Annotated in this window: 24 protein-coding genes; 7 read left to right on the plus strand and 17 right to left on the minus strand. The window is 40.5% G+C overall.

Annotation, left to right across the window (positions count from 1 at the left end):
* The first annotated feature begins 189 nt into the window (after positions 1–189).
* The 4 genes from C200_RS07115 (at position 190) to C200_RS07130 (ending at position 5,936) form a co-directional block, all read left to right on the plus strand.
* Positions 190–1,662 carry a hypothetical protein gene (locus tag C200_RS07115; RefSeq protein WP_016209449.1) on the plus strand — a complete coding sequence of 491 codons (1,473 nt, stop codon included), beginning with the start codon at positions 190–192 and terminating at the stop codon, positions 1,660–1,662.
* 441 nt (positions 1,663–2,103) lie between these two features.
* A complete protein-coding gene (locus C200_RS07120; RefSeq protein ID WP_016209448.1) occupies positions 2,104–3,435 on the plus strand; it encodes a hypothetical protein in 1,332 nt (443 codons plus the stop codon).
* Positions 3,436–3,692: 257 nt separating this feature from the next.
* Positions 3,693–5,402 (plus strand): proline--tRNA ligase, encoded by a 1,710-nt coding sequence (locus C200_RS07125; RefSeq protein WP_016209432.1) that lies wholly within the window; start codon positions 3,693–3,695, stop codon positions 5,400–5,402.
* A 171-nt stretch (positions 5,403–5,573) separates the two neighbouring features.
* Positions 5,574–5,936, plus strand: a complete 363-nt coding sequence (locus C200_RS07130) for a hypothetical protein (protein WP_016209442.1) — start codon at positions 5,574–5,576, stop codon at positions 5,934–5,936.
* A gap of 37 nt (positions 5,937–5,973) precedes the next feature.
* On the opposite strand, the gene C200_RS07135 is transcribed toward C200_RS07130, so the two are convergent.
* The 3 genes from C200_RS07135 to C200_RS07145 form a co-directional block, all read right to left on the minus strand.
* Positions 5,974–6,741: a gamma-glutamylcyclotransferase family protein gene (locus C200_RS07135; RefSeq protein WP_016209418.1), complete on the minus strand. Its 768-nt coding sequence runs from the start codon at positions 6,739–6,741 to the stop codon at positions 5,974–5,976.
* Positions 6,742–7,094: 353 nt separating this feature from the next.
* Positions 7,095–7,862 carry an ABC transporter permease gene (locus tag C200_RS07140; protein WP_016209420.1) on the minus strand — a complete coding sequence of 256 codons (768 nt, stop codon included), beginning with the start codon at positions 7,860–7,862 and terminating at the stop codon, positions 7,095–7,097.
* Between the two features lies 1 nt (position 7,863).
* Positions 7,864–8,793 (minus strand): ABC transporter ATP-binding protein, encoded by a 930-nt coding sequence (locus C200_RS07145; protein WP_016209426.1) that lies wholly within the window; start codon positions 8,791–8,793, stop codon positions 7,864–7,866.
* 201 nt (positions 8,794–8,994) lie between these two features.
* On the opposite strand from C200_RS07145, the gene xseA reads away from it, so the two are divergent.
* Entirely contained in the window at positions 8,995–10,575 is a 1,581-nt protein-coding gene (xseA, locus tag C200_RS07150) for an exodeoxyribonuclease VII large subunit (protein ID WP_016209422.1), read from the plus strand.
* A 61-nt stretch (positions 10,576–10,636) separates the two neighbouring features.
* Positions 10,637–10,870, plus strand: a complete 234-nt coding sequence (gene xseB, locus C200_RS07155; RefSeq protein WP_016209423.1) for an exodeoxyribonuclease VII small subunit — start codon at positions 10,637–10,639, stop codon at positions 10,868–10,870.
* Positions 10,871–10,873: 3 nt separating this feature from the next.
* Here xseB and C200_RS07160 read toward each other — a convergent pair whose 3' ends face one another.
* Positions 10,874–11,086: a SlyX family protein gene (locus tag C200_RS07160; protein ID WP_016209417.1), complete on the minus strand. Its 213-nt coding sequence runs from the start codon at positions 11,084–11,086 to the stop codon at positions 10,874–10,876.
* A 181-nt stretch (positions 11,087–11,267) separates the two neighbouring features.
* On the opposite strand from C200_RS07160, the gene C200_RS07165 reads away from it, so the two are divergent.
* Complete coding sequence (locus C200_RS07165; RefSeq protein ID WP_032126506.1) at positions 11,268–12,071, plus strand: PhoH family protein; 804 nt, start codon at positions 11,268–11,270, stop codon at positions 12,069–12,071.
* A gap of 50 nt (positions 12,072–12,121) precedes the next feature.
* Here the strand turns inward: C200_RS07165 and queE are convergent, their stop codons facing one another.
* From queE to C200_RS07230, 13 genes are all read right to left on the minus strand, one after another.
* A complete protein-coding gene (gene queE, locus C200_RS07170) occupies positions 12,122–12,769 on the minus strand; it encodes a 7-carboxy-7-deazaguanine synthase QueE (RefSeq protein ID WP_016209451.1) in 648 nt (215 codons plus the stop codon).
* Between the two features lie 2 nt (positions 12,770–12,771).
* Positions 12,772–13,701 (minus strand): tol-pal system protein YbgF, encoded by a 930-nt coding sequence (gene ybgF, locus C200_RS07175; RefSeq protein WP_032126507.1) that lies wholly within the window; start codon positions 13,699–13,701, stop codon positions 12,772–12,774.
* A 42-nt stretch (positions 13,702–13,743) separates the two neighbouring features.
* The gene (locus C200_RS07180; protein WP_016209425.1) at positions 13,744–14,385 is read right to left on the minus strand and encodes an OmpA family protein; all 642 of its coding nucleotides are present in this window, start codon (positions 14,383–14,385) and stop codon (positions 13,744–13,746) included.
* A gap of 35 nt (positions 14,386–14,420) precedes the next feature.
* The gene (gene tolB, locus C200_RS07185; RefSeq protein ID WP_016209441.1) at positions 14,421–15,773 is read right to left on the minus strand and encodes a Tol-Pal system beta propeller repeat protein TolB; all 1,353 of its coding nucleotides are present in this window, start codon (positions 15,771–15,773) and stop codon (positions 14,421–14,423) included.
* Positions 15,774–15,823: 50 nt separating this feature from the next.
* Positions 15,824–16,918: a cell envelope integrity protein TolA gene (tolA, locus tag C200_RS07190; RefSeq protein ID WP_016209428.1), complete on the minus strand. Its 1,095-nt coding sequence runs from the start codon at positions 16,916–16,918 to the stop codon at positions 15,824–15,826.
* Positions 16,919–16,920: 2 nt separating this feature from the next.
* Complete coding sequence (tolR, locus tag C200_RS07195; RefSeq protein WP_016209407.1) at positions 16,921–17,352, minus strand: protein TolR; 432 nt, start codon at positions 17,350–17,352, stop codon at positions 16,921–16,923.
* 36 nt (positions 17,353–17,388) lie between these two features.
* A complete protein-coding gene (gene tolQ / locus C200_RS07200) occupies positions 17,389–18,093 on the minus strand; it encodes a protein TolQ (protein ID WP_016209415.1) in 705 nt (234 codons plus the stop codon).
* Positions 18,094–18,205: 112 nt separating this feature from the next.
* Positions 18,206–19,216 (minus strand): Holliday junction branch migration DNA helicase RuvB, encoded by a 1,011-nt coding sequence (ruvB, locus tag C200_RS07205; RefSeq protein WP_016209440.1) that lies wholly within the window; start codon positions 19,214–19,216, stop codon positions 18,206–18,208.
* A 77-nt stretch (positions 19,217–19,293) separates the two neighbouring features.
* The gene (gene ruvA / locus C200_RS07210; protein ID WP_016209438.1) at positions 19,294–19,893 is read right to left on the minus strand and encodes a Holliday junction branch migration protein RuvA; all 600 of its coding nucleotides are present in this window, start codon (positions 19,891–19,893) and stop codon (positions 19,294–19,296) included.
* On the minus strand, positions 19,890–20,411 hold the full coding sequence (gene ruvC / locus C200_RS07215; RefSeq protein WP_016209437.1) for a crossover junction endodeoxyribonuclease RuvC: 522 nt from the start codon (positions 20,409–20,411) through the stop codon (positions 19,890–19,892). The genes ruvA and ruvC overlap by 4 nt, the downstream gene beginning before the upstream one ends.
* A 30-nt stretch (positions 20,412–20,441) precedes the next feature.
* Positions 20,442–21,863: a glutamate--tRNA ligase gene (gene gltX / locus C200_RS07220; protein ID WP_016209434.1), complete on the minus strand. Its 1,422-nt coding sequence runs from the start codon at positions 21,861–21,863 to the stop codon at positions 20,442–20,444.
* Between the two features lie 89 nt (positions 21,864–21,952).
* Complete coding sequence (gene gshA, locus C200_RS07225) at positions 21,953–23,545, minus strand: glutamate--cysteine ligase (protein ID WP_129556553.1); 1,593 nt, start codon at positions 23,543–23,545, stop codon at positions 21,953–21,955.
* Between the two features lie 163 nt (positions 23,546–23,708).
* Entirely contained in the window at positions 23,709–24,335 is a 627-nt protein-coding gene (locus C200_RS07230; protein ID WP_016209439.1) for a phosphatase PAP2 family protein, read from the minus strand.
* Positions 24,336–24,363: the final 28 nt, after the last annotated feature.

Here is a 24,363-nt window from a genome sequence, read left to right on the forward strand (position 1 = left end):
TTTGATGGCGGCTTAGTATAGAGTAGTGTTGCACTTCAGATGACGGAGGGCGGATTGCCGTACTTATAAATTTAAAATATGAGGGTAGATAAAATATATTTTTCTAATTTCAACCTATAAAAATTAAAAAAATTTATAAATCTATATTTAAAATAAAAATTAATATTTATATTATTTTAGGAGAAAATTGTGCCTAACACGATGATTAAAGTTATTAAAGAAGGCGAAGGGTCTATCGTTGCTAAAGGTCAAGAGACCATTCTACTTGCAGGTAGTACCTATGGCGGAGGTAATTTAGGTAAGAATATAGCTATTATTGGCCTTTCAGAGCTCGGGTCAGGTCTATTCTGCGCAAAAGCAACACTTCAATCAGAAAATTCCTGCCTCAGCTGGCTGCAAGAACTAAAAGAGGCTCTTGGAAATGAAATAACATTTCATTTAACAGGTAAACAATCAAAAGAAGATTTAGCAGAGCTACAAATTCTCTGCCAACAAGCAGAGATTGAAGCACAGTTCCCTATCCCAGAAAAACAGCCTTTATTATATTCCTTAGCTACTGGCGTTAATGCTAATGGGGTCATCGAAAAAGCAGATTTAGATGTAAAAACAGGTGGATTTTCTTTTTCTTTAACATTAACTAAAGAAATAGAACAAGCCATTAGTGAATTAGAAAAAAAAATTAAAGATTCATGGTTTACTATTAATACTAAAGGAAGAACAGATAGCATAGTATTGTTAAAAGAACTTAAACAGAACTTAGAACAGTTAGGTGAAAGTTATATAGGGCCTGTAAATTCAGAGTCAGATTTAAAATTCCCAAAAAGTTTAAAGGAGGCAATCAAAGACTACTCCGGGTCTGAAGCAAAGAATGGACGTCAGCAGACAACGACCGTTGGGGGGTTGCTCAAAACACTGGACTTTCACTTTACACAATATACAGTCTTAACAACTAAATTCACTCAGACTCCAGCTAAAACAGTAACTTGGCATGCTTCAGAACCCTCTGCAGATACTGATAATAAAGGTTTAGACACCCCTACTAAGTCAGCTCCTCCTCCGCCTCCTGCTGAACTTAAAGCAGATGCAAAAGCAAGACGTGAAGCTGCTGCTTTAGCTAATGCAATGGAACTTGCTGATGATAACACCGAAGACTTGCCTCCACCTCCTCCCAGCAGCCCTGGCCTGCAACAACCTTTATCAGACAACAACAGCGACTTTCTTCCTCCACCGCCGCCTCCACTGTCTGATGAAGAGCAAATGCTTTTAACTAACTTTGATAACATCGAACTCCCACCGCCACCTCCCTCAATGAGTTCTGATATAGCTCAAGAAACTCAAAACCCTGTAGCAGTAGTAGAACCTGAAGCAAAAGCAGAGACGGAAGTCGAAGCGAAAGTGGAAGCCAAATCTGAAGAAAAAACTGAAGAAAAAGTCACAGAAGCAGTAAAGCCCAAGACAGAAGTAAGGGCTATCAATGCAGCGTTTCCAGCTATTACAGCAAGACGAGCCGCCGTTGAAGGTTCAGATTCAGAGGATTCAGATTCAGACTCGAAATCAAATGAGGGTGAGGATGAGATGGACAGCAACTCAAGCACTTTATTCCAAAGGCAGCAGAGTCAAAGTCAAGAAGCTGATAATTCCAACCCCCTGCAATATAATTAAGTAATAAAGTTAAGTTTAACGTTCTAAAAAAGCAGTTCTTTTAATAAAGATAAAGGAACTGTTTAATATATTTATAAAAACACCACAAAATATATAGATTAATCACTCAAACACTATTATTTCCCCTTTAACTATTAATAAAAAACTAACAGCTTTACCATGAAAACTATAAAAATTTAAATAATTTTATTTAAAGTTAAAATAATCAATTTTTATACTAAATAGAAAAATATAAAATTTTAACTTTATTTATAATTGAAAAAAAATATTTTTAATATAAATTAAAGTTAACAATTCACTAAAACATATAAAGAAAAGTCACTTAATCTAGCGCCACTTTAAAAAAATATTTATTAAAAATATAAAACATCAACGATTAGTCATTAACCTCAGAGAAAACACTGCATTTACCACCCACTAAAAACATAGGAATATAATCTTATGAAATTTATATACCCAGGAATAAATGCCCCTCTAGATACAACAAAATCATTATATGCCGAAACCACCCAAGGTTATTTCAGCCACAAAGAGTCAGGTAAAGCACTCAACCTTGATTTTATTAAGAAGCAAGGGAGTTATCTTGATAAATGGGACAAAAGAACTTCATTCACTCGTGAAGAATATCAAGCATTAACGCGCGAGCAACGATTACAGCTCTATAAACTACATACAACACGATGGAATTATACACTCTCCCTACTTTTGAAAGACCCTGGTACAGGACCCGACTCACCTCTTTATGCTGAAAAAAAATTCCTGCAGAATTTAAACGAAAATGATGAAATGAGGAAGTTATACGCAGGGTGGTTTATTGATTACGTTGAAAGCAGGGAAGGAGAAGCCAGCAAAGCAGTAGAGGCTTTATTTAAAAAAGAAATGCAGCTAAAGCCAGAGTGTGATTTATCAAAAGAAAAACAAATTGCAGCAAAGGTTAGGCAATTTAGAGCTAACATGGCTCAACTAAAGTCACTACCTAACAATCAACCTGAAAATAAGCAGTCTGCCATCGACCAGTATGAAACAAAAGCGATAAGCAACTTTATTAAACACCAACTAACTGAAGTAGGTGAAGTAGGTGAAGCAGATAAAATAGATCTGGACACTTTAGAAAAAACATTAAAAAAAGCAGAAGAAAAATGTATTAAATCCTTAAAAAAAGATTCCCTCTCTCAAGTAATTTTAGCTACTTCCAACTTATGCCACCCAACAATTAGTTTAGCTGAAAACTGGGATCAATTTGAAAGCTCTGCTAATCACCAAAAAATATTCCTCCTTCTTTATAATTCAAACATCAATTTAACTGAGTGCTGGAACCAGGTTAAAGATAGCACCCACCTCCAAAAAGCAGTACTCGCACTTGATGGCGCAAACATTAGCTTAGCTGAGCATTGGGAGGAAGTTAAAGGCAACGAACCACTACAAAAAGCACTCACAGCCGCTTATGATTATCTCAATACCGAGCGCTCTACCTGGAGCAAAATTCAACATAGCCACGGCATTGGCCAAACACAGCAGTTTATATGCAAACTAATGGCTGGCGAAAAGAAAAATCTAGATAGTATCCAAGCTGAAATGCAACATTGGATGCAAGGCTATGGTCGCTGTGCTCGCCCCTCAAGCTCCCAGCAAAACTCACGATTTAGCTTCGTCTACCAATCTGGAATATTTCCCCAAGCCGCTTCGCCAACCCTTTTCCTTGAAGCAAACGAAAGTGAACGTGAGGCAATAAAGCACACTATGTTAAACCCCTACCTTAACTTAACCAAATAAAACGGAAAGCTGGCACTTACCTTAGTATTCGACTTATATCTAAGTGTCAGCCTAAAATAGCTTTATAATCTTTTAATCTCCTTCATCAATCAGCTTAAAACGCTCACAACACCTCTTTTATTTAAGTTCACTCATACCTCGTCCTTGTAAAACCAATCCACTTAAAACTCACCCCCTCCTGTCAGCCCTACGCTATCAATTCACACTGAATTGGTTTAACATGCCTTAACGTTTATATGCAAATTTAGTGATAAAAAATGAAAGCCAGTCAGTATTTAATTACCACCTTAAAAGAAACACCTGCTGAAGCCGAACTGATCAGCCACCAACTGATGCTTCGTGCCGGTTTAATCCGTCGTCTTGCCTCTGGCCTATACACCTGGATGCCGCTTGGGCTACGTGTATTGCGTAAAGTTGAGCACATAGTTCGTGAGGAAATGAACAAAGCCGGTGCCATTGAAATGCTAATGACCTGTTCACAACCTGCTGAGCTTTGGCAAGAGTCTGGTCGCTGGGAAAAGTATGGCGCTGAATTACTCCGTATGAAAGATCGCCATGAACGTGATTTTTGCTTTGGCCCAACCCATGAAGAAGTCATTACTGATTTAATACGTCGAGAATTGTCTAGCTATAAAGAACTGCCGCTGACCCTTTATCAAATACAGACCAAATTTCGCGATGAGATTCGTCCACGCTTTGGCATCATGCGCTCACGTGAATTTATAATGAAAGATGCCTACTCCTTTCACCTCGACCATCAAAGCCTAGAAGCAACTTATCAAAGCATGTATACAGCCTATAGCAATATTTTTACTCAACTCGGCCTAAAGTACCGTGCAGTGATCGCAGATAATGGCTCAATTGGTGGCTCTGCCTCGCATGAGTTTCATGTGTTGGCCGATGCTGGAGAAGATTTAATTGCTTATAGCGACCAAAGCGATTATGCTGCCAATGTCGAAAAAGCCGTTGCCCTCGCTCCAACTACAGAACGTCCACACGCCGGTACAGAGCTCATCTTAATTGACACGCCTACGCAACGCTCTATTAAAGAAGTCTGCGAGTTGCTCGAGTGTAAGCCCGCTCAAACAGTAAAAACCTTACTTGTTCAAGGTAGTGAAGAAAACACATTCATTGCCTTAGTCATTCGTGGGGATCATGAACTCAATGAAATTAAAGCCGAACACCTACCCGAGGTTGCCAGCCCATTAACGCTGGCAACAGAACAACAAGTAATCAGCGCAATGGGTGCTGAAGTGGGTTTTATTGGCCCAGTCAATAGCAACGTTCCTGTGATTGTTGATGCCGATGCTGCACAACTGGCTGATTTTATTTGTGGTGCTAATCAAAACGGCAAGCATTACCAAGGTGTTAACTGGCAACGTGATGCAAAATACCACACTATTGCTGATCTACGTACCGTAATGGTCGGTGATGCAAGTCCAGATGGTCAAGGCACCTTACAAATGGCACGTGGCATCGAGGTTGGTCACATCTTTCAGCTTGGCAATAGTTATTCTCAAGCCATGCAAGCGACTGTTCTTGATGAAAACGGCAAACAAAAAGTACTGGAAATGGGTTGCTATGGCATCGGCGTTTCACGAATTGTCGCAGCAGCAATTGAGCAAAACCACGATGAACAAGGCATTATTTGGCCCGAAGCCATGGCGCCTTTTCAAGTCATTATTATCGGAGTTAACTATAATAAGTCTGCCGAGGTAAAAGACGCAGCAGATGCTTTATATCAAACTATGCAAGAACAAGGCATCGAGGTCATTCTGGATGATCGCAAAGAGCGCCCTGGTGTTTTATTTGCCGATGCTGACTTAACTGGCATTCCTCATCGCCTTGTTATCGGTGATCGTGGCCTTAAAAATAACCAAATTGAATATAAATCACGCGCAACCGGCAACAGTGAAGAGATTCAGCTCGACCAGGCTATGCCCTTTATTCAAGACAAACTAAACTAAAGTCTAAATAAAAAAACAGTGCAGCAAAGCTCAATAAAACTCGCTGCACTGCTTAACCAGCTACTATTTTCTATTATTAATCACTTAATAAATATCTAGTTTAATTAATTATTGTGCATGGCAATATTATGTATTAATATTAAGTCTATAAAAATACATTGGAGCATAGCTATGAATTCATTTGATCACTTAATAAAAGCCACCACGCAACACCTCAGCGAGTTATCAACCTTAAGTGCAGAATATGCGCTACAACAGTCAAAATACAACCTGGCCTACTATAATGCACTGACACACTGTTATGGTGAATTTTGCAAACAGGCCCATCAACAAAAAGATAGCAACGATTTTTTTAACTCAGGTAGTACACTACTCTCGCAATTATCAGCCACCTCAGCAAAATACTTAAGTGAATCGATGATATTAGCTACAACAAAAACCAAAGAAAGCGAAACGTTATTTAACTTTAATTGTCCTTATCATAAGGTGACTGAGTCTAATCAAAATAATAAGCCAGCTGAGACTAAAAAATAGTAACACGCAGTAAAAAGTTAAGGGAAATAAACACCGGTTATTTCCCAACCCCAAGAACTTGCAATGTATAAAACATCATCAGCCAGCTTGAAGCCAAGGCAAGTACTGCAACACTCATACTCGCCACCCACCATGCCCGATTAAAGCCTAAAAATGGCGTCAAACGTTTTACCATCGGCATCAGCCAATAAAATAATAAAGATAAAGAAGACGCTTTAGTTTCACATTTTTTATAATAACGCTGCACCTCGACCGGCAAGGCAAAGCGCTCGGCACCAACACGTAATAACTTCGCATAACGCGCACTTGGTAATATCGCTTCACTCGATGACACACCCTCTTTTGCCATTAATACACTCACCAAGTGCTGCTGATGGTCCATAGCAGTTGTAATCGATGCAGTTATTAGCTGATACATCACCTCATGCCGAGCAATATGATGCCACTCATCATCCGTTAACTCCACCATCACCCCCCACGCCTGCTCACCAGGCTCACGGTGCAATACCGCAAATGATGGCTCTAGACGTGAAGGGCCTTTTAATAAAAAAGCGATTTTATAATCATTAATATACGCAGAATATCCTTGTTTAATTATTTTTTCATTCGCCATCAGGCTACCATAAATAAAGTACTTTCTAGTGAAGCTAGATCTAGATGTCGATGCAAATTCATCTCCTTTATTGTTAGCTCCTTGAAAAAAAACACGCTTAGAAAAAACATAGGCAATACAAGGATAAACCCCATAAAACATAGACCACAGATAAGAAAAAACATAAGAAAAGTTATTTTTTTTTGTAATCATTATACTGTACTCCACAGCCACCCATAACAATAATAGGCAATTTAACCTTATTATTAGCAAACCAATTAAATTAGTTTCTAATAACAGGCTGTAGAGTAAATAAAATATTTTAAATACATAGCTAATCTCTAGATTAAATAATAAATAAAACTTTAAAAATTAAATTTAAGATTAGCAACAACAGGAATCAAAAAAGCAAACACAAGAAGAGTTAGCAAAACAACTGTTTTTTATCAGCATTTCTCTCTCCTCTCGTATAAATATATGGTAAAATATCAAACTAATTTCACTATACCTGATCTATTTTATGCTGGCAAGCCTTAGCAGTAAAACTGCTGGAAATACTATTAAAATCACAATGCATGCACTCTACCTTTGATTAATAAATAATATGAAATAATTATAAATAAAATTGAAAATAAGCTGAGTATAGACATATTCAACCAGAAATTTACCTCATGCACATCTAAAATTGCATAGCGAAAGACATTCACCACGTAATAAATTGGATCCATATAACACAGCCAACGCAATGATTCAGGCAAATGAGAAATAGAGTAAAAAACCCCACCAAGATAAGTTAAAGGCATAATAACAAAAGTTGGAATAATCGTCACATCATCGAATTTACGTGCAAATACCGCATTAATAAAGCCTGCTGTTGCAAATAACGTCGTTGCCAATATAGCCACCAATACAGTTAAACCAATATGATGAACTTTGATCGACGTAAAAAATAATGCAACAATAAGCACTAAAAAACCAACAACAGTCCCTCGCGCAATTCCTCCGATCAGATAACCTAATAACATTATGCTGGGCTTCATCGGTGACACCAACATTTCTTCAATAAAGCCCTGAAAGCGCGCACTAAATAAAGACGATACAACATTATTATAAGAATTTAACAACATCGACATCATCACAAGCCCTGGAATAATATATTGTATATAACTATAGCCTTGCACTTGACCAATTTTATCGCCCAAAATAGTGCCAAAAATTATAAAGTAAAGCGCCATATTAATGATCGGTGGTAGCAAGGTCTGCGGCCAAATTCTAAAGCAACGTTCAAGCTCGCGATAAACCAAGCCTTTTAATGCAATCCACTGCAATCCCATATTATTCCTCCTCCGCTGTTGCTGTATATTGCAAAAATAACTCTTCTAACCGATTGTGTTTATTGCTAAGGCTCATCACCTCAACACCTAAATCAGAGAGTTGCTCAAAGGCACGATTTAAGTTTTGGCCAACCTTTACACCGATTTCTAAATTGCCATCATGATCTACATCGGTAATATACCCTTGTAATTCTGGTGCGACATTTAAAGGTTTAGATAAAACCACAATAAAATACTCAACGTCTAAACTTTGTAAAAGGTTTTTTTTGTCGGTATTTCTAATAATTTTACCTTGATTAATAATAATAATTTGCTTGCATAATTTTTCTACTTCTTCAAGGTAATGCGTTGTCAGTATAATCGTAATTTTTTCTTTTTCATTAATGTCCTTTAGAAATTGCCACATTGATCGTCTAAGTTCAATATCTACACCCGCCGTTGGCTCATCTAAAATAAGTAATTTAGGGTGATGAATGAGTGCACGTACAATCATTAAACGCCGTTTCATGCCTCCAGATAATGTCCGTGCACGTTGGTGACGCTTTTGCCAAAGCCCTAACTTTTTCAAATACATCTCTGCATTTTTTTTTGCTTGGCTGCGCTTTATTCCATAATAGGCGGCCTGCACAAGCAAAATATCAATTATTTTTTCAAACATATTAAAATTGAATTCTTGCGGCACCAAACCAACTAAGCGTTTGGCCTCACTTGCCTGAGCGCGAATATCATGGCCAAAAATTTTAACCTGACCAGCACTCGCTGGTAGTAACGTCGTAATAATATTGATCGTTGTTGATTTTCCCGCACCATTTGGTCCTAACAACGCGCAGAACTCACCTGCACGCACATGAAAATCAACCCCTTGTAATGCTTGAAAACCACCCGGATAGGTTTTCGTTAGCCCACTGACAGATAATGCATGATCTTGCATAGTTTTCCCTTGTTTATTCTATATTCATTCCATAATAAACTTAGAAATTAGAAAGTATACAGCAACAACTCAAACTTAAAGCTAAAAATAAAGCCAACAGCAAAAGTAAGTGATTTAATATTGGCATTCTTGCACGACCTCTTTACAATAAAGCCTGTAAAAATAATACTCCCAAACTAAATTAAGCAAACAGGCCAATCAATGATTGATATGCAGCGCATTTATTTAAATGTTCCCTTTACCAAGAAGGACGAAGCAAAACACTTAGGTGCTCGTTGGGATCCAAAGGCGCGTGCTTGGTATATTCTACCTCACATTGATACAGCGCCTTTTAAGCGCTGGCTAAAAGCCGACTCAACAAACAAACAAACACAAAATCAGAACCAAAATCATATTCAACATGAGCATATGCATCTTAACCATTACTTAAGAGCCATTGAACAAGCCATAGAACAGCACTTTGATCGTCCCGAATGGGTCATCTGCGAAGTGAGTGAATGGCGCCAAAATCCCAATGGCCATATTTATGCTGAGTTTATCGAACAAAATGAGCAATACCAGGTGATTGCAAAATCAACTGCAACCTTATGGTCCAATCAAGTCCAGCAAGTATTAACGCCTTTTATTCAAGCCACCGGTGCATCCCCAAGCGCTGATATGAAGCTACTTGTGCAAGTTTCTGCACATTTTCATCCTCGCTATGGTTTTAGCTTAAATATTCATGCAATTGATCCAAACTTCACCCTCGGTGCGCTTGAAGCAAAATTGCATGAGATTCGCCTAACCTTACAAGATGAGGGAATATTTGATAGTAATCATACTTTAACTGCTCCGACAGAGTTTACTCACCTTGCTGTGATTTCCTCACCAACAGCAGCAGGTTTAGGTGATTTTCGTCAAGAGGCCGATCGCCTCTCTCAAACGGGGCTCTGTCAGTTTGATTACTTTTACGCCACCATGCAAGGCCAACAGACTGGCTCGAGTATTTGTGAGCAATTAAATAAAATTAACCAACATTCTGAGCAGTATGATGCCATTATTATTATTCGCGGCGGTGGCGCAAAAACCGACTTAGCTGACTTTAATGATATAGCACTCGCTCGCAGTCTTTGTCATAGTCAACTTCCTATTTTTATCGGCATTGGTCATGAACGCGATCATACGATCTTAGATGAAATCGCCCAACGCAGCTTTGACACACCCTCTAAAGTCTCTCACTATATTTTGCAAACCATTGTCCATAACGCCTTAAATGCTTACCAACATGCGCAAGATATTCATCATATTACCCAACAGTATTATCAATACACCTACAACAATATACATAATCTAAGCAATCAACTGTGGCAATACTCACTAAAGGCTATACAGATACAGGCTTATCAGCTACAAGAGTACCAAGCAAATGTTCACTACCATAGTAAGCAAGTCATTGACCAATACCACTATTCAATCAACCATTACCAACAGCAGGTGTATAACAGCCGCTATACTCTAACACAGTATCAAGCTCAGCTTAACCAACGCTATCAGTTCATCATTCATCGCGGCCAAGAGTCTATCAGCCAAACTGAGAGCCTATCAAAATCGCTGATTCAATTTATTTTAGGCTTAGGGCCAGAAAAAACCTTGCAACGAGGCTTTAGCTATATCACCAGCGCTGATCAATATATTACCAATATGTCACAAGCAGAAAATCAAACCCAGTTAAATATCCACTTCCAAGATGGCACACTGAGCGTGCAGCAGACACAGCCATCACATGTAAAACCTGAAACCTAAACCGAAATCATCATCCGTTTTAAAGTAATTTAAAAGTAATCAAAGCCAGGAGTAAGTCACCATGAGCAAAACCAACAGCAAAAAGTTCCAAGATAACTACATGGTCTTAAAAGAGGTCGCCGAACACTTACGCACACAAACAGAGCCTGATATTGACGAGTTAATCCCAATGATTAAACGCGCCTCACAGGCCTATCAAACCTGCAAGCAGCGCTTAGAAGCTGTGCGTAACGAGCTTGAAAAGTATCAAGATATTTTTCAAGAAGACAATGATAACAATAAAAGTGATTTATAAACATTAATAATGCGGTGGGCGCTCGTATGCAGGGTCAATCATGCTAGCATGGTCTACATCCTGCGCTGCCAACTTAGTTTTTAGCTGCATTAGAGCCTGTGTTAGTTGCTCTAGCTGCGCCTGCTGTTGAATAATCACCTGATTTAATTGGTTTATCATATCTTCTTGAAAAACAAATTTCGTTTCTAACTCAACTAAACGCTCATCTAAACTCATTTACAGCACTCTCTGTTGTTCTGACGATTTTAAACTTATCCAGTAAATTCTTGATTGGATTTTGTGCTCATCATAATATATTTTTAGAGTAAGGTTAAATTTAAAGGAGGTTTTCATTATCGACAGTTACGACTATCAGACATCTAGCAGCTATTATCGAGAAATAGCATAGGGGATTGCAATGGCGAAACGGAAAAATCGTCAACTCGACGATGAAATCTGTGCACTAAACTCAAAGCCGAATCTTCGTTCACCTCACTATCTTAAGCAGATTAAAGCCTTAACTCACTCGCAAGAATCATTATTCAAAGCCTGGAATAGTGGCAATGAAGTCATGATTGCTCACGGCTCTGCCGGAACCGGGAAAACATATTTAGCAACTTATCTTGCACTTAAAGCCTTGCTTGAATATGACAGCCCTTACTCACGCATTGCCTTTTTCCGCTCCACCGTACCAGCACGCGAGCAAGGCTATCTCAAAGGGGACCTCGAAGATAAAGAAGCACCTTATAAACAGGTCTTTATTGATGCGGTTAACGAGCTACTGGATATGAAAAACCCATGGTCTACCTATAGCAAATACGGCTTGCTTGAGTTTTACTCAACATCGTTTCAGCGTGGGACAAACTACCATGATACCTTACTCATTGTCGATGAATGCCAGAACATGGGCTTAGAAGAGCTGGATATGATTATGACCCGTGTTGGTAATCATAGTCGCATTATCTTCTGTGGTGATACTGAGCAAGATGATTTGCGCTACCGACACTCAGACAGCTCTGGCTTTTGTGACTTTATTCATATCATCAACCAGATGCAACGTAGCCAAATCATTGAGTTTACTATTGAAGATATCGTTAGAAGTTACATTGTTAAAGACTATCTGTACGCCAAAAGTGGTGCCTACAAAGGACAAACACCACCACCGAAAAAAACCGCGAAAGAAGATAATCTCATTCATTATCCGTTTACGCCAACAACTTAAACTTGAAAGTTTAACCTTTGTTATCAGGGTCGTGAGAGCAAATCAAGCTCTCACTTTCCTGGTACATCACCCCAAAGAATCTTATGCAACTGCAATTGAAAACGCACATCAAGCTGATCAGTTAATATCCAATCAGCCAACTCAGCGCCTTTAAGCTGCTCATAAGAAGGCGAAAACAACACCTCACACAACGAGGTTAGATCATACTGATTAACACAAGCCACCGCCCAATCATAATCTTGACGATCACAGATCACAAATTTAATCTGATCATGTCGCGTTATATAATCAAAATTTTCATAACGATTACGCTGATGCTCACCTGAACCGGGTGTTTTAATATCAACGACTTTCATAACACGCACATCAATCTCTTCAATAGGCAAAGCACCACTGGTCTCTACAGAAATCTCATAGCCTAAATCACACAACCTGCGCATCAACTCAAATACATTCGGCTGGGCCAGTGGCTCCCCACCCGAAACAGTCACATGACGCACCTGATACGCTTGGACCTGAATGATAATTTGATCTAACGATAAGCGCTCACCCCCAGTAAAAGCATAAGCAGAGTCACAGTAGGTACAACGCAATGGGCAACCGGTTAAACGAATAAACACCGTCGGCAAGCCAACAGTGCGTGTTTCCCCTTGCAATGAATAAAATAACTCATTAATACGTAAAGAATCTTTATTCATGTTTAACTACTTAATTGTTTTAACTGTTCTTTGGCTAAACGCGCTGACTTCGTATCAGGAAACTCTTTAACTACCTTCATAAACATTTCCTTAGCATGTTCGGCATCACCATTAGCAACATAAATTGTTCCCAGGTGATAAGCTGCACTCGGTGCTTTATCCGAGTGAGGATAAGATTTGATAATTTTACGCAGCGCCACCATCGCTTTATCTGGCATGCCTTCAATAATATAAATTTCACCCAGCCAAAAATATGCACTTACTGTATAAGGCCCCTTAGGATACAGTTTTAAAAAACGCTCAAATGCTTCAACTGCATCTGAATATTTACGCTCACTCAACAGCTGATAGGCCGCCTGATAAGCATAACGCTCCTTCGCATTAATAGCAGCCGCACCTTGATTTTGACCATGGTGACCATCTATTTCAGCTGCTGATACCGTCTGCCCATGTGCCATGGCAGAAGACGCTTCTTGAGACTGAGGCTTGACTGCACTGCCTTCTAAAACCAACATACGGCTGTCCATATTATTGAACATCGCTTGCAGCTCTTTCTTTAGTTCACTGATTTTATAATTTTTCTCATCCAGCTCTCCTTGCAAACGATCCACACGCTGCTGTAAATACTGCAATTGACTACGCACGGGTAATAGCAAACTCATTTGATTATTAATCTTGGTTAATTGTTGCTCAACCGTTAACGCAGGTACTAACTCCTGCTTAGTGCTAATATGTATATCATTATTAGATTGAGATGGTGGAACATCAGCTCCAGTCTGCATTGACGCTTGAGACGCCCCAGAGGAGTAGGAATACTCTTGACTGGTAACAGGCGTCACCCCTGCAATTACATTTTCCACAGGGGCGGCAGCAAAAGATGAGCTTATTATTAACAAACCACCATACACACTTAAAACAAGCCTCAAGCTCATATTTACTCCTACAAACAACACAATTTAACTTTAACTTTAGCCTTAACCTTGGTTACAACCCTTTGAGTTCATGTTGTAATTAAAGATAACACGACGATCTTTCTGGTAATCCGCTTCTGCTGTTCCACCCGGCACGGCCAAGCACTCTTTGCCATAACTTAATGTACTCACTTGTTGAGGCCCAACACCTGCGCTTAGCAACGCATCTTTTAACGAGTTTGCACGCTTTTGCCCCAAGTTTAAGTTATATTGGCTACTGCCTCGTGGATCAGTATAACCCTCTAATAATACCTTCTGCTTGGGATGTTTCAAGAGGTAATTAACATTACTCTGAACAATATCTTGATCTGTTTTACCAACCGAGTACTGATCAAAACCAAAGTAAACCACACGTTTGGCCACCGCCGCATTTGGCCCCGACGCCATTCCACCCTGCGCAGCTGCACCGTCTTGCTGCCCCCAGCTTTCACCATTAAACTGATCATCGTACTGCCCTAAACCCTGCGATTTTACATCAGAGCCGGCAGCCTGGTGATGATAAGCACTACCATCGCCATAGGGTCCAGGACCCTGTTCATTACCCCCATATTGATCCGCTGTCGAAGCACAACCGGCAAGTAGTCCAATTGATGCACTCACAGTAAGCAGGTTCAATGTTTTAAATGGGCTGAATTTGATCGTCATTTTAATCCCCCTAAGTTTGGTTATTATATTCACCACTATGATGAGAAAGGTCCCCAGGCTGGAGCACGTACATAGCCATTACCTGATGGCAAATTCAAATGCACTCGACCATCCAACGACACCTCAGCAAGCATTGTATTCCCTCCACGATCCTTAGTATATAAAATCATTTGTCCATTCGGTGCAACCGTCGGTGATTCATCATTATAGCCATGAGTTAAAACACGAAACTCACCCGTCGCTAAATTTAAATGCGCAATATTAAACCGCGTCTGTCCATCTGCAATCACTTGATGCATCATTACAACGCCTTGACCATTGGGCAAGAACCTTGCATCCGCATTATAACTCCCTTGATAAGTCAAACGCACAATCTGTCGTGTTGAAAAATCATATTGATAAATCTGCGGACTCCCTCCACGATTAGAAGTAAAAATTAGACTCTTCGCATCAGGTGACCATGCCGGAGAGGTATTAATCGCATAACCACGGGTAATCTGCTTTCTTTTCCCCGTGTTTAAATTAATCACATAAATATTCGTCTCAGCACTCCCGGCTTTACTTAAGGCTAAAGCGAGACGCGAGCCATCTGGAGACCAGGCTGGTGCGCTATTAATCCCATCTACACTCGAAATTTTACGGCGCTTACCACTAACCAAATCAGAGATCCAAATTGACATAGTTTTATCTTCAAACGACACGTAGGCTAAATACTGGCCGTTCGGTGACCATGTCGGTGCCATAATCGGCTGTGACTGTTTTAATAACGTGCGAGGATTGTAACCATCTGCATCAGCAACCAATAATTGATAAGCAGTGCGCTCACGATCGAGCTGTACATAAGCAATACGTGTTGCAAATACACCTTGCTTCCCTGTCAGGGCGTGATAAATCAAGTCACTGATATGATTTGCCAGCATACGCATTTGGCCCGGGCGAATATTTTTATAACGCTCACCGATAATCTGCCGACTCGTCAATTGCCCAAATACACTTAACAAACGAAAAGATATATTATAGCGTCCTGCTTCAGTCAATTGCACTTGACCGACTAATAATGATTCCGCCCCTGTTTTTTTCCATGTAGAAATATTCACCTCAGCTGGGTTCACATAAAAACTCGGCATCTTCGTACGCTCTAATACCGAAAATAACCCACTGGTTTGTAGGTTCTGCCGAATTAGGCCCGCCACCCCTTCTGACAAACCTTGAATATTTAAGTGACTATTATCTGAGTTAGAAAAATCAGCAACAGCAACTGGAATAGGCCGATCAACCCCTTGAGTGACTTTTAAAGTTAATGTGGCATAGGCTGGAGCAAATAAAAACAAACTCAATAAAACCAGCCATAATCGTGAAATAAACCACTGTATAGATCGTCTAACCACTCTTCCCTCCAACAACGTAAAGCAAAAATAACAACACTAAAATTTAGAACCTAACTCACCCCTCTAGGAGTAAAGTGAAATTGAAAACTTAAAAAACGCTGAGCAACTTCTTTATCCGTCGGCATCGGCAAACGCCCAGCGCTTAATACCGCAAGTTTTGCCTGACGATCAAAAAGGGCATTACCACTTGATTTAACAATTTTTACCGACAGAATATCACCCGTTACATCCACATTCACCTGAATTAAAGCATTTAAACTCGGATCAATATTGGCTTGATTCCAATGACGACTAATCTCAGTCACAATGAGGCCCGAATATTTTTCAAACTCAGACTGTACATATTGCTGTCGCGCCGTCCGCGCTGCAGCGACTCTGGCATTTTCTGCTAATTGATTTGCAATGTTCGATTGAGCATTCGCTCGCAAACGCGCCAATGCTTGTTGACGCTGCTTCTCTGCTGCAACTTCAGCTTCTCGCTTTACCTTTGCCGCGGCTTCACGTTGCTTTTTCTCCAAAGCTTGCCGTTGATGTAATTGCTCTTGCTGACGTTTTTTTTCTAACGCTTGCTGACGCACTTGCTCAGCTTGGTGCTTTTTTGCTAATTCACGCTTTTTTTTTTCAGCCAACGCCTTTTCAGCTTTAAGCTTTTCTCGCTTTAACGCATTAATTTGCTTTGCTAAAGTCGCTTTATTTTTTGCTGCTTGCAATGCCGCTTGCTTCTCTGCCGCTTTTGCCTTAGCTAATTTTTTTTCAGCCTGATCTTGCTCAGCTTTAGCCGCTGCAACTTCTTTTAATACCTGCTCACGCTGTTCTGTAGCCAAGGCATTTTGTTTTTTTAATTGCAAAAGCATTTGCTCAGTTTTCTTACGTTCTTGCCGTGTCTGTAATAATTGCTGATCAAGCTGTGCTTTTTCTTGCTTTGTTTTTGAAATCTTCTCATCATGCGCCTGATTCATAGCTAAAATCGCTTGATCCACAGCGTTTGGGCTGATCATTGCAGCCTTTACGACTGTCGCTTCAGTGCCAGCAAAGTGAGTGATTGTTTCAGGTGCCTGTATCGCCACCGCAAAACCCGCCAAAACCACCGCATGAATACACAATGACTTTAAAAAAGATAGGTTATAACCATCCCTTTGTGCCATAATTAGGCTCTCTTCTGTTGAGGCGCGTTATCTGTCATCAAACCGATGCTGCCCGCACCTGCACGTTGTGCAACCACCATCGCCTGCACTACCTTACCATAATCAACACCCTGATCTGCACGTACATAGACTGTCGTCGACTTTGTCCGCGCAAGCGATGCTTTAATCCACACAGCCAACTGCTCAGCAGATAAAACCTGCTTATTATCCGGTGTCATATTCATATAATAATCACCCTTTTGGTCAACACTGATAACAATCGGCTTAAACTTTGACGGTGGAATCTTATTTGCCGTGGCTTTTGGCAAATCCACTTTCACCCCTTGAGAAAGCATCGGCGCTGCGATCATAAAAACAATTAATAACACCAAACTAACATCGATATAGGGAACAACATTAATATCTGCCATCAAACGGCGACGCTGCCTAGCCATACACGGCCCTTCCTCTTGCTTTTATAACTCTCTAAACTACTCTTCTGGCGCTGCATTATCACTTTTCTTTATTCGTGCATAAGCCTCACGATGCAAAATACTCGCAAATTCTTCTTGAAAATTATCATAATGACTCAGTAAACGATCCACGCGATTAGTAAAACGATTGTAACCAATCACAGCTGGGATGGCCGCAAATAAACCAATTGCCGTCGCAACCAATGCTTCAGAAATCCCTGGTGCGACCATCGATAAAGTCGCCTGCTCAACAGCACCCAGTGCTTGGAATGAACTCATAATCCCCCATACCGTACCAAATAAACCGATATAAGGGCTGACCGAACCTATCGTTGCTAAAATAGGCAAATGATTTTCAAGTTTATCGGTTTCCTTAGATAAAGCGATGCGCATTGCGCGATTTGTCCCTTCCATAATGGCATCTGCCGCAATATTCTCTTGACGCGACAATCTAGCAAACTCTTGGAAGCCAGATTTAAAGATGCTGGCTAAACCATCACTTGCTACCTCAGTGCGCATCCGGTCATACAACTGTCCTAAATCAATACCCGACCAAAATTCACTTTCAAATATTCGTAAACGCTTTGTTGCACGCCTTAAGAAAAAAGCACGTTGAAAAATAAAAGTCCATGATAAAATCGATGCAAGCAGCAAAATAATTAAGACAGCTTGCACAATTACACTGGCATGTAAAAATAACTCAATAAAATTCGTCTGGCCCACCCGATCACTCCTAACTAAAAGGTTTTAATCAGTTATAATATAACTTTAATTTATTTTTATCGCTGCAAATTTAATTTGCCTATTTTTTTAATTTCTTTCACTTTTTCAAAGATTAACTTATATCTGGCGCCAGGCCAAGATAATGTGCAGCATGCGATGTCGTCACTCTCCCGCGTGGTGTACGCATCATCAAGCCCATTTGGATTAAATAAGGTTCTAAGACATCTTCGATGGTATCACGTGATTCACCAATCGCTGCGGCTAAGCTATCCACACCCACCGGCCCACCTTCAAATTTAACAAAGATAGCATTGAGTAATTTACGATCCATCAAATCTAAGCCTTGTTCATCAATATCCAATATCTTCAACGCTTTATCTGCCATCTGGTCATTAATTTGCACAACACCATCAAAGTCAGCAAAATCACGTACCCGGCGCAACAATCGATTGGCGATCCGTGGCGTACCACGCGAGCGTTTAGCGATTTCATAGGCCCCACTATTGTCCAAACTAATACCCAACACCCGAGCAGAGCGCAAAATAATACGTGTTAAATCTTCTACCGAATAAAACTCTAAACGCTGAGTAATGCCAAAACGATCTCGCAACGGCGACGTTAACAAGCCAGCGCGCGTCGTCGCCCCGACTAAAGTAAACGGCGGTAAATCAAGCTTAATAGAGCGAGCCGCAGGACCTTCACCAATCATAATATCAATTTGATAATCCTCCAGTGCCGGGTACAACACTTCTTCAATCGCCGGGCTTAAACGGTGAATTTCATCAATAAATAATACATCGTTTTCTTCTAAATTCGTCAATAACGCGGCCAAATCCCCCGCTTTATCAATTACCGGCCCTGAGGTTTGCTTAATATTGACCTCCAGCTCATTGGCTATAATGTGAGCTAATGTTGTTTTTCCTAACCCCGGTGGACCAAATAATAACGTATGATCCAATGCCTCTTGACGTTTGCGCGCCGCATGAATAAACACCTGCATCTGCTCACAGACCGCAGGCTGCCCTTGATAATCACACAGAAGTTTCGGACGCATTGCACGGTCGACAGTCGGTTCATCCTCTTGATGCTCTAACACCGTCACAATACGATCATGCTCAATCATACGACACCTTATTTTTTTATTTTAAACGCTCATCATGAAACAATATTAATATGATTCATAATACTAACCAGCATAACTTAACTGCTCTTTAACGCTAAACGAATCACATCCTCACAGGTTAAACCTTCTTTATAAACCATAGTTGCCATTTTTACTGCTTCTGGATCTTTATAACCTAAGGCTGCCAACGCGCTAATTGCATCACTTAAAACCGGTAATGCTGTACTTGATTCATTGATGCTATTTATTTTAATGGCTCTATCTAGATAATCAAACTGGCTAAGCTTATCTTTTAATTCAATCACTAAACGTTCAGCAGTTTTCTTGCCTACGCCCGGCAAACGGGTTAATGCTGCAACATCTTGCAAAGTCACCGCCTGAATAAAGTCGGATACGCCCATCGTCGACAAAATCACCATGGCGAGCTTTGGCCCCACGCCATTGGCTTTTAATAACACACGAAACAATGCCTTAGCAGAGCGCTCTTCAAAGCCATATAGACTATGGGCATCTTCACGAATAATTAAATGCGTATACAAGGTAATTCTCTGGCCAACTTCACCGCAACGCGTAAGGATTGAAGCAGGAACAAAAACTTCATAACCGACACCGCCAACATCAATCATCAAGTAATCTAAAAAAACATCAACAATCGTTCCCGTTAACTGTCCAATCATTCGCGTATACGCCCTTTTACTAGTTTATTACCTTTTTGAATATGCCTTAGGCCCTGCTGCATTTGTGCATGACAAATCGCTATGGCTAACGCATCCGCGGCATCTTGAGAAGGCACCTTACTTAATTTTAATAAGGCACTGACCATCTGTTGCACTTGATTTTTATCTGCGCCTCCAAAGCCTACAACACTGCGTTTAACTTGACGCGCAGAATACTCACATACGGATAAAGTCGACTCGGCAACCGCTAAAATTGCAGCACCACGTGCATGACCGAGCTTTAATGCTGAGTCAATATTGCGTCCGACAAACACTTTTTCAATGCCCACTTGTGTCGGCTGATAAAGCCGAATCACTTCTTGAATTCCCTGAAAAATAGTCTGCAGCCGTTCAGCCAGGCTGACTGTTCCCATGCGAATACAGCCACTAGCCAAGTATTCACAACGATGTTGCTTAAAGCGAATGACACCAAAACCAGTCACTCGCGAACCCGGGTCAATCCCTAAAATAACAGTCATAAGCTAATGTCACGACAAGTAATAATTACTCTAGCCCCGTGTTTGAATATAATGAATCGCTTGCTCAAGACGTGCAACTACACGCTCTCGACCAATCATTGTTAGAGTAATATCAATCGCCGGTGTTCCAGCACCCCCCGTAATCGCTGTACGCAAGGGTAAGGCCACTTTTCCCATCTTTAAATCCAGCTCAAGCGCTGTCTTTTCTATGACCTGTTGTAAACTTGCTTCATGCCAATCGCATAACGAAAATTCATGTTTTAATTTTTCTAATGCAGCGAGTGCGACCGGCCGCAAATTTTTCTTGGCGGTTTTTTCATCCAGTTCAATATCATTTTCATAGAAAAGGCGAGAACTCTCGACCATTTCAACCAAGGTTTTTACCCGCTCACGCTGCACTTTAACTAATAATTCAAGTTCAGGCCCTTGACTAAGATCTAAATTACAAAACGCTGCCATTTCTTTAAAATCAGCCATAATCCGCGCTAACGGCAAGGTTTTTAAATAATGCTGATTTAACCAAAGCAACTTATCCATATTAAACGTTGATGCGGCTTTATTAATATTTTTAGCATCAAACAACTGGATTAATTCATCGATAGAGAAAATTTCCTGATCACCATGTGACCACCCCAAACGTACCAGGTAATTAAGCAGCGCCTCAGGCAAAAAACCATCGGCTTTATATTGCATAACACTCACTGCACCATGACGTTTAGACAAGCGCTTACCATCTTCACCTAAAATCATCGGCACATGACCAAACGCTGGAATCTTCGCCCCTAGCGCATGGAAAATATTGATTTGTCTTGGGGTATTATTAATATGATCATCACCACGAATGACATGAGTCATCGCCATATCCATATCATCAACCACCACTGTAAAATTATACGTCGGTGTGCCATCGCTACGGGCAATAATTAAATCATCAAGCTCACGATTTTTCACTTCAATACGCCCACGCACAAAATCATCAAAAACTACCGACCCTTCTGCAGGGTTTTTAAAGCGAATGACAAAAGGCTGTTGGTTTTCTTCAGCCTGCTGATGATCTCGCTGAGCTAAATGACGACAGCAACCATCGTAACGTGGTTTCTGCTTATTCGCCATTTGCTCTTCACGCAGTGCTTCTAAACGTTCTTTAGAGCAATAACACTGATACGCCTTGTCTTCAGCAAGTAATTGCTGAATAACGTCACAATAGCGTTCCATACGCTGCATCTGATAAAACGGGCCTTCATCCCAGTGTAACCCCAGCCATTGCATGCCAGCTAAAATAGCATCCACAGACTCTTGGCTAGAACGCTCTAAATCAGTATCTTCAATCCGTAGAACAAAACAACCAGCCGATTTCTTGGCATATAACCATGAATAAAGTGCAGTACGGGCACCACCAATATGTAAATATCCTGTCGGGCTTGGAGCAAAACGCGTGCGAACCTGGCTCATATCTTATTTAACCTAATCTAACTTACTCAAATTAATTTAATTTAAACTCAAAACTCATCCATCAGCGGCCCATTCTAACAACTCACATACTATTGCCCAACTTTTTTTGCATCGCCTTGCTGAAAGTATCTAGCTAAGTACTCCTCAAACGGTACCTGCTCAGCCTGCTCTATGTTCTCAAATTCTACTAATGATTGCTTAGCAAGATCATCAAAGCGCTGGAAATCAACTGGATTAATAGCTTGCTGTTGCCAATAATCCTGGTGCTTGCACGCATATTTCAGCATAAACTCAGTATAATTTATTCCTGATGCTAAAAACTCATCCAGTAGTTTTGCTGATGGTATCAAACTTATATCCGTTAGTTTTTTATAGTTAGCATTTAAAGCAATTAAATAACTCCCAGCCTGAGCCTGCTCCGCGTCTAAGCATTCAGCTAAAGGCAATAACGCTTCAAATAGCCTCTCGGCTGCATCTTGCAATGACACTTGTCTACCTTGAATTGTCAGCATCAAACCTGGCTTGCGACCATACTCCGCCACTTGCTGCAAACAGAGCTCTGTATCAGCCAACTCAGCTGCACTGAGCACAGGACTATCTTCTAGCAAACAAAACAATAAAAATAAATCGACAAACTCAAGTTCTCCCGCTTCAAAGCCCAAGGGCTCAAACGGGTTTAAATCTAAGGCACGCAGTTCAATATAGCACACACCTTTTTCTAATAAGCTGGCGACAGGACGCTTACAACGCTCTGCCGGTTGCTTTGGCCGCATCGGGCTGTAATACTCGTTTTCGATCTGCAATAACGCATCATTTAACTGAGTATAATGCCTCTGCCCTGCCTTATCTTTGCTACAAATACCCAGCTTAGAAAAAGGCGCATAAGGCGTACGCGTCGCCTGCAAAATACTGCTCGCATATTCTTCCACACTGTTATATGACATATGCATTAGGTGCTTACCTTTGTTTTGATAACCTAAGCGACTTAAGCGCAAAGACGTCGCATAAGGCCCAATGTAATCCTGCCCCTGTGCCTGGAGAAAATCAAAAGACTCACTAACTGACCTTCCACTGGCGATAGGCGAAGCACCAAATAAATAAGGCAATAGCCAACCATAACGGAAAAAATTACGCACCAATCCCATATAACGCTGATTCGTATACTCGGCCAAAGAGCAGGATTTACCGTCATAGCGCCACAACGACTCAAACAACGCTTGAGAAAATGAGATATTATAATGGATTCCGGCAATCATTTGCATGGTTTTGCCATAACGCTCAGCAAGACCGTGGCGATAAACCTGTTTCATTTTACCCGAGTTATTTTTACCATAATAAGCGAGTCGAATATCACTCTCATTAAGACAACTTGGCATACTTGCCGGCCAAAACAGCTCATCTTTGTTTAAGCGAGCATAGCAAAATTGACTAATTGTAGAAATATCTTGCTTTAACTGGCTTAAGCTTGCAACAGCGGGGGTGACCACCTCAACTAGACTCTCTGAAAAATCAGTCGTCACCCATGGATTTGTTAAAGCAGAACCTAACGCCCTTGGGTGATCCGTCAATGCAATATAGCCATGGCTATCGATACGCATATTCTCTTTTTCAAGGCCTCGATAAATCAGCCCTAATGACTTTAAATCAGCTTTATCGATCACTTGCTGCATTTTTTTATACACTGACAAAATTCCTCAGTTTTGCTTTATTTTATCTTTCAATACGGGCTTTAGACTTTAAAAATTATTTAAAAACTGTATGAAGCGCAATCGCTTCTCTGTAAGAAGCTAGGATAACAAAGATTTATCGAAGAACAAGAGTATAGAGCTAAAACAATAATGAAAATTATCTCAACTCATTCACTTTATTACTCTGATAGTATTGATGAATAAGACAGGCTGAACCAATACCCACCCAAGCTCCTAACCACACATCACTTAAATAGTGATCCAGGTGCACCAAACGACTAAGCATCACAATAACACCAATCAACAACACAGGAATCACTGTCCACCGCCAATGGCAAACCAATGGCGTTAGTCCTGCAAATACAGCCAAACTGTGCCCAGAAGGTGTAGAGTTTAAATCATGCTGCATTGAAAAAAAATGAAAACCGTACAGTTGGTGCTGAAAAAACTCAACCGGCCGATAGCGCGCCAGACCATATTTTAATAAAAGCCCAATTACTATGGCAAAAACAATGCTAAATGCAATTTCACGTACACAGCCACGTACACGTTGAAAGCGTCTTGGCATCACCACCACAACAAGCGTTGCCACAATAGCAAGCATCAACCAATGTTCAGGGCTAAACACAGCACTCACTGAACCTGCCAACGCGTAAAAATCCCCTCCATGTGCTTCAAAAAACAGCGCAACGGGTAAATCTAGCCAACAATAACTCATTCCGTAAACAATAACTATAAAGGCAATCCAAACAATTACACGGCGCTTTGTAACAAAAGTGGTCATAATGCCCTCTAAATATAATGCACTCTAA

Source organism: Piscirickettsia salmonis LF-89 = ATCC VR-1361, assembly GCF_000297215.2.
In the GTDB taxonomy this organism is placed as follows: domain Bacteria; phylum Pseudomonadota; class Gammaproteobacteria; order Piscirickettsiales; family Piscirickettsiaceae; genus Piscirickettsia; species Piscirickettsia salmonis.

Excerpts from the sequence above, each read along its gene's own strand:
- ybgF (WP_032126507.1), bottom strand. The coding sequence starts at position 13,701 with ATGAGCTTGAGGCTTGTTTTAAGTGTGTATGGTGGTTTGTTAATAATA.
- C200_RS07145 (WP_016209426.1), bottom strand. The coding sequence starts at position 8,793 with ATGCAAGATCATGCATTATCTGTCAGTGGGCTAACGAAAACCTATCCG.
- ruvC (WP_016209437.1), bottom strand. The coding sequence starts at position 20,411 with ATGACTGTTATTTTAGGGATTGACCCGGGTTCGCGAGTGACTGGTTTT.
- C200_RS07230 (WP_016209439.1), bottom strand. The coding sequence starts at position 24,335 with ATGACCACTTTTGTTACAAAGCGCCGTGTAATTGTTTGGATTGCCTTT.
- xseA (WP_016209422.1), top strand. The coding sequence starts at position 8,995 with ATGATTGATATGCAGCGCATTTATTTAAATGTTCCCTTTACCAAGAAG.
- queE (WP_016209451.1), bottom strand. The coding sequence starts at position 12,769 with ATGAATAAAGATTCTTTACGTATTAATGAGTTATTTTATTCATTGCAA.
- C200_RS07180 (WP_016209425.1), bottom strand. The coding sequence starts at position 14,385 with ATGACGATCAAATTCAGCCCATTTAAAACATTGAACCTGCTTACTGTG.
- C200_RS07125 (WP_016209432.1), top strand. The coding sequence starts at position 3,693 with ATGAAAGCCAGTCAGTATTTAATTACCACCTTAAAAGAAACACCTGCT.
- C200_RS07160 (WP_016209417.1), bottom strand. The coding sequence starts at position 11,086 with ATGAGTTTAGATGAGCGTTTAGTTGAGTTAGAAACGAAATTTGTTTTT.
- xseB (WP_016209423.1), top strand. The coding sequence starts at position 10,637 with ATGAGCAAAACCAACAGCAAAAAGTTCCAAGATAACTACATGGTCTTA.
- C200_RS07130 (WP_016209442.1), top strand. The coding sequence starts at position 5,574 with ATGAATTCATTTGATCACTTAATAAAAGCCACCACGCAACACCTCAGC.
- C200_RS07135 (WP_016209418.1), bottom strand. The coding sequence starts at position 6,741 with ATGATTACAAAAAAAAATAACTTTTCTTATGTTTTTTCTTATCTGTGG.
- C200_RS07165 (WP_032126506.1), top strand. The coding sequence starts at position 11,268 with ATGGCGAAACGGAAAAATCGTCAACTCGACGATGAAATCTGTGCACTA.
- ruvB (WP_016209440.1), bottom strand. The coding sequence starts at position 19,216 with ATGATTGAGCATGATCGTATTGTGACGGTGTTAGAGCATCAAGAGGAT.
- ruvA (WP_016209438.1), bottom strand. The coding sequence starts at position 19,893 with ATGATTGGACAGTTAACGGGAACGATTGTTGATGTTTTTTTAGATTAC.
- C200_RS07140 (WP_016209420.1), bottom strand. The coding sequence starts at position 7,862 with ATGGGATTGCAGTGGATTGCATTAAAAGGCTTGGTTTATCGCGAGCTT.
- tolA (WP_016209428.1), bottom strand. The coding sequence starts at position 16,918 with ATGGCACAAAGGGATGGTTATAACCTATCTTTTTTAAAGTCATTGTGT.
- gltX (WP_016209434.1), bottom strand. The coding sequence starts at position 21,863 with ATGAGCCAGGTTCGCACGCGTTTTGCTCCAAGCCCGACAGGATATTTA.
- tolR (WP_016209407.1), bottom strand. The coding sequence starts at position 17,352 with ATGGCTAGGCAGCGTCGCCGTTTGATGGCAGATATTAATGTTGTTCCC.
- C200_RS07120 (WP_016209448.1), top strand. The coding sequence starts at position 2,104 with ATGAAATTTATATACCCAGGAATAAATGCCCCTCTAGATACAACAAAA.